The organism is Rufibacter glacialis, assembly GCF_008271745.1.
Lineage (GTDB): Bacteria > Bacteroidota > Bacteroidia > Cytophagales > Hymenobacteraceae > Nibribacter > Nibribacter glacialis.
Map to the genome: position 1 here is coordinate 1 of NZ_VKKZ01000003.1, position 5184 is coordinate 5184.

7 protein-coding genes are annotated in these 5184 nt (G+C 50.3%); 1 reads left to right on the plus strand and 6 read right to left on the minus strand.

Going from position 1 to position 5184, the window contains the following annotated elements:
* On the minus strand, positions 1-340 hold a 340-nt coding region (locus tag FOE74_RS00800), incomplete at its 3' end, for a hypothetical protein (RefSeq protein WP_149096715.1).
* A gap of 425 nt (positions 341-765) precedes the next feature.
* Between FOE74_RS00800 and FOE74_RS00805 the strand changes: the two genes are divergently transcribed.
* Positions 766-2193, plus strand: a complete 1428-nt coding sequence (locus FOE74_RS00805) for a protein rep (RefSeq protein WP_149096716.1) — start codon at positions 766-768, stop codon at positions 2191-2193.
* Positions 2194-2446: 253 nt separating this feature from the next.
* Here the strand turns inward: FOE74_RS00805 and FOE74_RS00810 are convergent, their stop codons facing one another.
* The 5 genes from FOE74_RS00810 to FOE74_RS21120 form a co-directional block, all read right to left on the minus strand.
* Positions 2447-3187 carry a recombinase family protein gene (locus FOE74_RS00810; protein ID WP_149096717.1) on the minus strand — a complete coding sequence of 247 codons (741 nt, stop codon included), beginning with the start codon at positions 3185-3187 and terminating at the stop codon, positions 2447-2449.
* 66 nt (positions 3188-3253) lie between these two features.
* Positions 3254-3667: a response regulator gene (locus FOE74_RS00815; protein ID WP_149096718.1), complete on the minus strand. Its 414-nt coding sequence runs from the start codon at positions 3665-3667 to the stop codon at positions 3254-3256.
* A gap of 310 nt (positions 3668-3977) precedes the next feature.
* Entirely contained in the window at positions 3978-4388 is a 411-nt protein-coding gene (locus tag FOE74_RS00820) for a hypothetical protein (protein WP_149096719.1), read from the minus strand.
* A gap of 64 nt (positions 4389-4452) precedes the next feature.
* The gene (locus tag FOE74_RS00825; protein WP_149096720.1) at positions 4453-4893 is read right to left on the minus strand and encodes a helix-turn-helix domain-containing protein; all 441 of its coding nucleotides are present in this window, start codon (positions 4891-4893) and stop codon (positions 4453-4455) included.
* Positions 4894-4995: 102 nt separating this feature from the next.
* Positions 4996-5184 (minus strand): hypothetical protein (locus FOE74_RS21120; protein WP_192576574.1); only part of this gene is annotated, 189 nt, incomplete at its 5' end.

Consider the following 5184-nt stretch of genomic DNA (forward strand, 5'->3'; position numbering starts at 1 on the left):
CCCGGATTAGCTGGATGCCCTGGGCGGTCAGGCTGTAGTAGCTGGTCCTCTTTCTGAGTTCCTTCCGTAGGTAGGGCTTCTCGCCTTCGCACAGGCTCTGGACGGCGTAATACAATTGCACCTTGTTGGACTTGCTATAAGCGAGCAGGGCCAGGATTTCAGGCACGGAGAGGGCTGTTACTTCCTCGCTCCTGTTCTGGGTGGCGAAACTGCCCAATAGCAGAAGCACTGCCGATTTGATGGGAGGTAGCGCAAATTCATTGTTCAGCACGCGTTGCATGCGGTAGGCCAGGGCCAGTACCTCTAGGGTGGACTCATCGCCCAATGCTCGTAGTCTCATTGTTGTTTAGGTTATATTTCCGCTTCTTCCTATTAGTCTTTTATGGCTATTCGGAGGGTTATAGTACAATACTAAAGTTACAAAGAAACTGCCGTAAATCCCGGTGCTAACCACTTTTGCGCCCCTCCTGCTTTGTTGCCCATATCCTCAGAAAACCGTGAGCGGTCACGCTCAAATTGCGTAAATTGCGGGTATCTAGTCAGATGGAACCAGGCTCTGGAGCGGTCCAACCTGTGAGGGCTGAGTAGATGCAATGAAGCAGGGAGGCATGTCTGGGAACGGGCGTGCCTCTTCTCTTTTTCGGAGAGTTACAGTCCAATCTCTCGCATCTAGAAAATCGACGGTGAAATTTTCCTAGATTGCCAACGTGTTCAACCGTGCCGTTCTCCTTACCACAACTGAGAGCAGCACATAAACAAAGTTTCATGTTTCAGGAATCCGTTGCGCTGCCTCCTGGCGTGCAAGACGGCTGTGTTAGGCGCAGCCTTGGGAAGCCCCATTCTAGGCCGAATGTCGGGCGTTCTCATTCATCAAGTCAACCTTTCATCCATCCAGAAAAGACCTCTCAGAGGGAGTCTAACCAGGTCTCTTTTGCCCAGGCTGAAAAGCCTCTTGGTAACATTGGAATATCTGCGGTACCACTTGAGGCAGAAATAGGTGAAAAAACCGCTCTGGAAGCGTCAGAACTGGCAAAATCCTGGCTTAACAAAGTGTATGAAATTCGCAATACAGTCGGTAGTTTCTACTCGGTTGTACGTCCATGCGGTCACTATCCACGGAAGCAGGGCCAGGATGTTGCAGTAGTTAAAGGCAAGAGCGGTTCGGTCTACTACACAAATTTGCAGCAGTGCAAATCCCGGTGGGCGTGCCCTGTGTGCTCCACCAAGATAGCAAAGCACCGAGCCGATGAGGTCCGGAATATGCTGACTCATGCGGTCGAGGTACATAGTCAGGTGGGCGTAATGATAACATTGACCCTTCCGCATTACTCCAGTGATAGGCTTAAGTACTTGTCAGACCATGTGAGGGGTGCGTTCAGGGACATGACGGCTGACAACAAATACAAAGGCAAATACAAACGCAAGAAGGGTGATTCTGAATTGGTGACTCATGGCCTAAAGCAGAAATATGGGGTAAAGGGGTATGTTAGGGCGCTGGAGGTAAAAAAGAGCCTTAAACATGGCTGGCACCCGCACGTGCATGTGTGTTTTATGATGGATGCTGGGGCGGATATTGGGGCCTTTTCAAAGAAGTTTATTAGTCTGTGGGCTAAGCATATATTCAAGAGAACGGGGAAGAAAATAGTCCAGAAAGTCCAAGACTGGAGGGAAATAACTGAAATCAACGGCATCTCAGATTACACCTCAAAGTGGGACCTGGCGCGTGAATTAGTACAGAGTAATGGCAAGGATGATGGGAGCGGCTTACCAGTTTTTAAGCTGGTGGAACTGTTCCAGGAGACGGGTAATATGCAGTACATGAAGGACTTCTTGACCTTCGCGCACGCCATGAAAGGAGTCACTCCGGTGTCTTACAGTAAGGGTTTTAAGCTGGCATGTCTGAGTACGCCTAGGGACTGGGCGGAAAAGCAGGTAGCTGAGCAGGACTGCGAGGAGGAAGAGACTGAGGAGAAAACGGACGCGGAAATTTGCGAGGAGGAAGACATTGAACAACTGCTTATGTCACTTGCCTACGAGATTTTCAAAGAGATACGCCGACAGAAGCAGGAAGCCAATTTGCTTCACATAGGCCAGTTTGAGCCGGAAAGGCTTCTACAGTTCGTGCAAGAGAGGGTACCCGGAGCCGTAAATGTTGCCGCTGAAGGTTCTCCCCCAAAGTTAAGAATGGAGTAAAAAAGAAAACCCCTCTTGGTTACCACGCCAGGAGGGGTCAATTCGTGTTCAACGAAGGCAGGAATGCCAAAGATGTGATGTGATTACGTGTAAAGGTACGCAAAGTTCCTTTAGAAAGTCAAGCAATCGCCTCAAAGTGTCTTCCCTCGCAAGCACTTTCCCCTAACACTTAACAAGTTGACTGTGAATACCATAGAAGGCTCTCTTGTGGGGTATTATGTCGTAGGGTATTTTATGCCTGTACCTGGTACGTTTACATAGGTGCCTGGTAGAGCCGCATTACCTGGGTAGCCTGGAAGAGACCGCCTTTGCTGGTTCTGTAGGTATCCTGGTTCAGTTGGGCCGCAATCTCGCGCCATGTCCTTTGTCTTTTCTCCCCGGTGGGCTTGCCGTTCTCATCGGTCACAGCCACTAGATTGTCCCGTAGCTGCTTGATGTAGGCCGCTGCGCGGCGGTTGTTCTCGTTCTCTTGCGCATCCCTTCTGCGGGTCGCTAATGAGGCCTCTCTGCCCTGCTGGGTGAGGTTGGCAGGCGTGCCGGGCTTCCAGTCTGGGTCCATTGCCTTCTTTGCCTGGAGGGCTTCCCTGGTGCGTTTGCTGATGGTCTCCCGCTCATTCTGCGCCAGTACGGCAAAGATGCCGATGGTGAGGGTGTTGGCCTGGGGCATGTCGGCGCACATGAAGTCTACCCCCGTTTCCTGTAGCATGAATATGAAAGCCGCATTTCTGGAGAGCCGGTCCAGCTTGGCAATTACCAGCACAGCACGGCACTTCTTGGCGTAGGCAATGGCCTGGGCTAGTTGTGGCCGCTTGTTACGCTTACCAGACTCTATCTCTGTGAAGGAGGCTAGTATCCGCTCTGGGTCCTTTACGCAGTGCTTTACGGCGCTCTGCTGCGCTGCCAGTCCTAGGCCGGACTCTCCCTGCTTGGTGGTGGACACACGGTAATAGGCAACGTACTTGGTCTCTGGGGTAATGGCTAGCTGGGTCTCCATATCTGATTACATGAGTTAAACGAACGTTTGACAAACGTAACAGGGCCTGGTGACAAATCCAACTTTCTACCGGCGTACATTGAAAGTTTCTTCCCGGATAAGGTTCAGGTCTTTGGTCGACAGGGGTTTATGCAGCAGGCCTACTTCTGGGAATTGCATGGTTCTCTTTTTCCCTTTGTAGTCTTCGCTGAGGGAAAGCATAATTATCTTGGGGGAGCACGGTAGGCTCAGGCGATAGTAAGCCTCTAGGAACTCGAATCCGTCCATTACCTGCATGTGGGTGTCAACGAAGATAAGGTCAGGGCAGGTATGGGTGGTCTCAGTGCTGGAGCAGGCCGTGCTCAGTATTTCACAGGCTGCCATGCCGTTGGCGGCGAAAACCGTCTCTTCGGCGAATCCTGCCCTTTCTATGAGGATGGTATGTAAGTAGATGCTGATAGCGTCTTCACTGACGAGGAGCACTTTCCGGAATCTCTGCATTGGTTCTCAGGCTATGGCTTTAGGTATGGCTGCTAGGTGTACCGCTTGTCCAGGGGGATTTGGGAAGCGGGCGGCGAAGGTATGAATTTCGCGTCTATTACCTGGTTATAAATGCGCTGTTCTGGGTGTGTTTCAGCCTCTCCAGGACGTTTTCAATCTCAAAGGGTAGTTCTATGCCGCTGCCCACTTTAGGAGCGAACCACGGCTACCGTGCGTATTCTGGGGTACCCAGTCGTGCCTGGAATGATTCCATCCGGAGAGACACCCCCCGCCTGTTTTGTATGAAGCCCTGGTGTGTGCGTCAGTACCCTCAGGAAAAGTGCAGAATAAGCCATGTTACGATTGCCGAACCGGTGCTGAATGCCAGGATGTAAAGTTCTGACCGGTTCTTCCATACCTCAAGGGATTTATTCTCTTCTTCCAGGTCTATGATTCTTTGTTCCTGTTTGGTTTTCTTATACAGCCTGTGAAAGCCTCCATTTTCGATAAATAGTGGTACTACTTTGTCTTCGGCAAATACAACATGAGGGATTGTACTTTCTTCATAGGGTATCTCTTCGCCTAGGAGTTGATGCTTTCGGAGGACTTCTAGGTAGGCAGAGGCCATCTTCAGGTCATTATTGAAAAATACCTCTAGAAAATCCTCATGTAGGTACCCAGTTTTATATAATTCGGCTAGTAGTTCATCCAGCCGTTTTGATTGGTTTTCGCTTAAATCCACTATTTTGTTTTAGGTTATTATATTTTGGATAGGATAATATATGAAAAACGGTTTAGGTTAATTGTCACCAAGGCCACCATTTTCTGCTTTTAGACTTTTCTGCCGGTTCTCCTTCAGTTAGTAATTTGATGCTGGTCAGCTTTTCGGTTAGGTCTTCTATTCTTCGGTCTTTCATGGCTAGTTGCTCATCCCGTTTTCTCACTTCCTCTTTCAGGAAAGCAATGAAATCCCGTTCCATTTCGGATTGTGGAGGTGCTTGGTCGTTTTGACTATCTGTGTCCGAGCCATGTCTAGGCTCTTTCCCTGGTGTGTCTGTACCTTCTGCCTGGAGGGACATTGGGTAGACAGAGGCCAGGTAGGAGGAGTCAATAAGTACGGGCGCGTTTGCCCCTTCGCCTTCCCTGGTAATGAAAGACTGTGATTCTGGCTTACTGATGAGCCTTCGTATAGTTTTGGGAGATTTCCCGGTGGCTTCAGCTGCTTGGACAATAGAGAGGTAAGGCATGGACATAATCTGTGGGACGGGGCGAATCTACCGCTTTGGCGTGTCATAGCCAAAAAGCAGTGTCCAGGCGCATTTGTCCAGGTAATGTCCAGAGGTGAATGTCTAGGCTGCGGCCTGGATTTGGGTCATTTCAAACCGGTAGACCTTGGCCTGCTTCACGGCTTCCCGGATTAGCTGGATGCCCTGGGCGGTCAGGCTGTAGTAGCTGGTCCTCTTTCTGAGTTCCTTCCGTAGGTAGGGCTTCTCGCCTTCGCACAGGCTCTGGACGGCGTAATACAATTGCACCTTGTT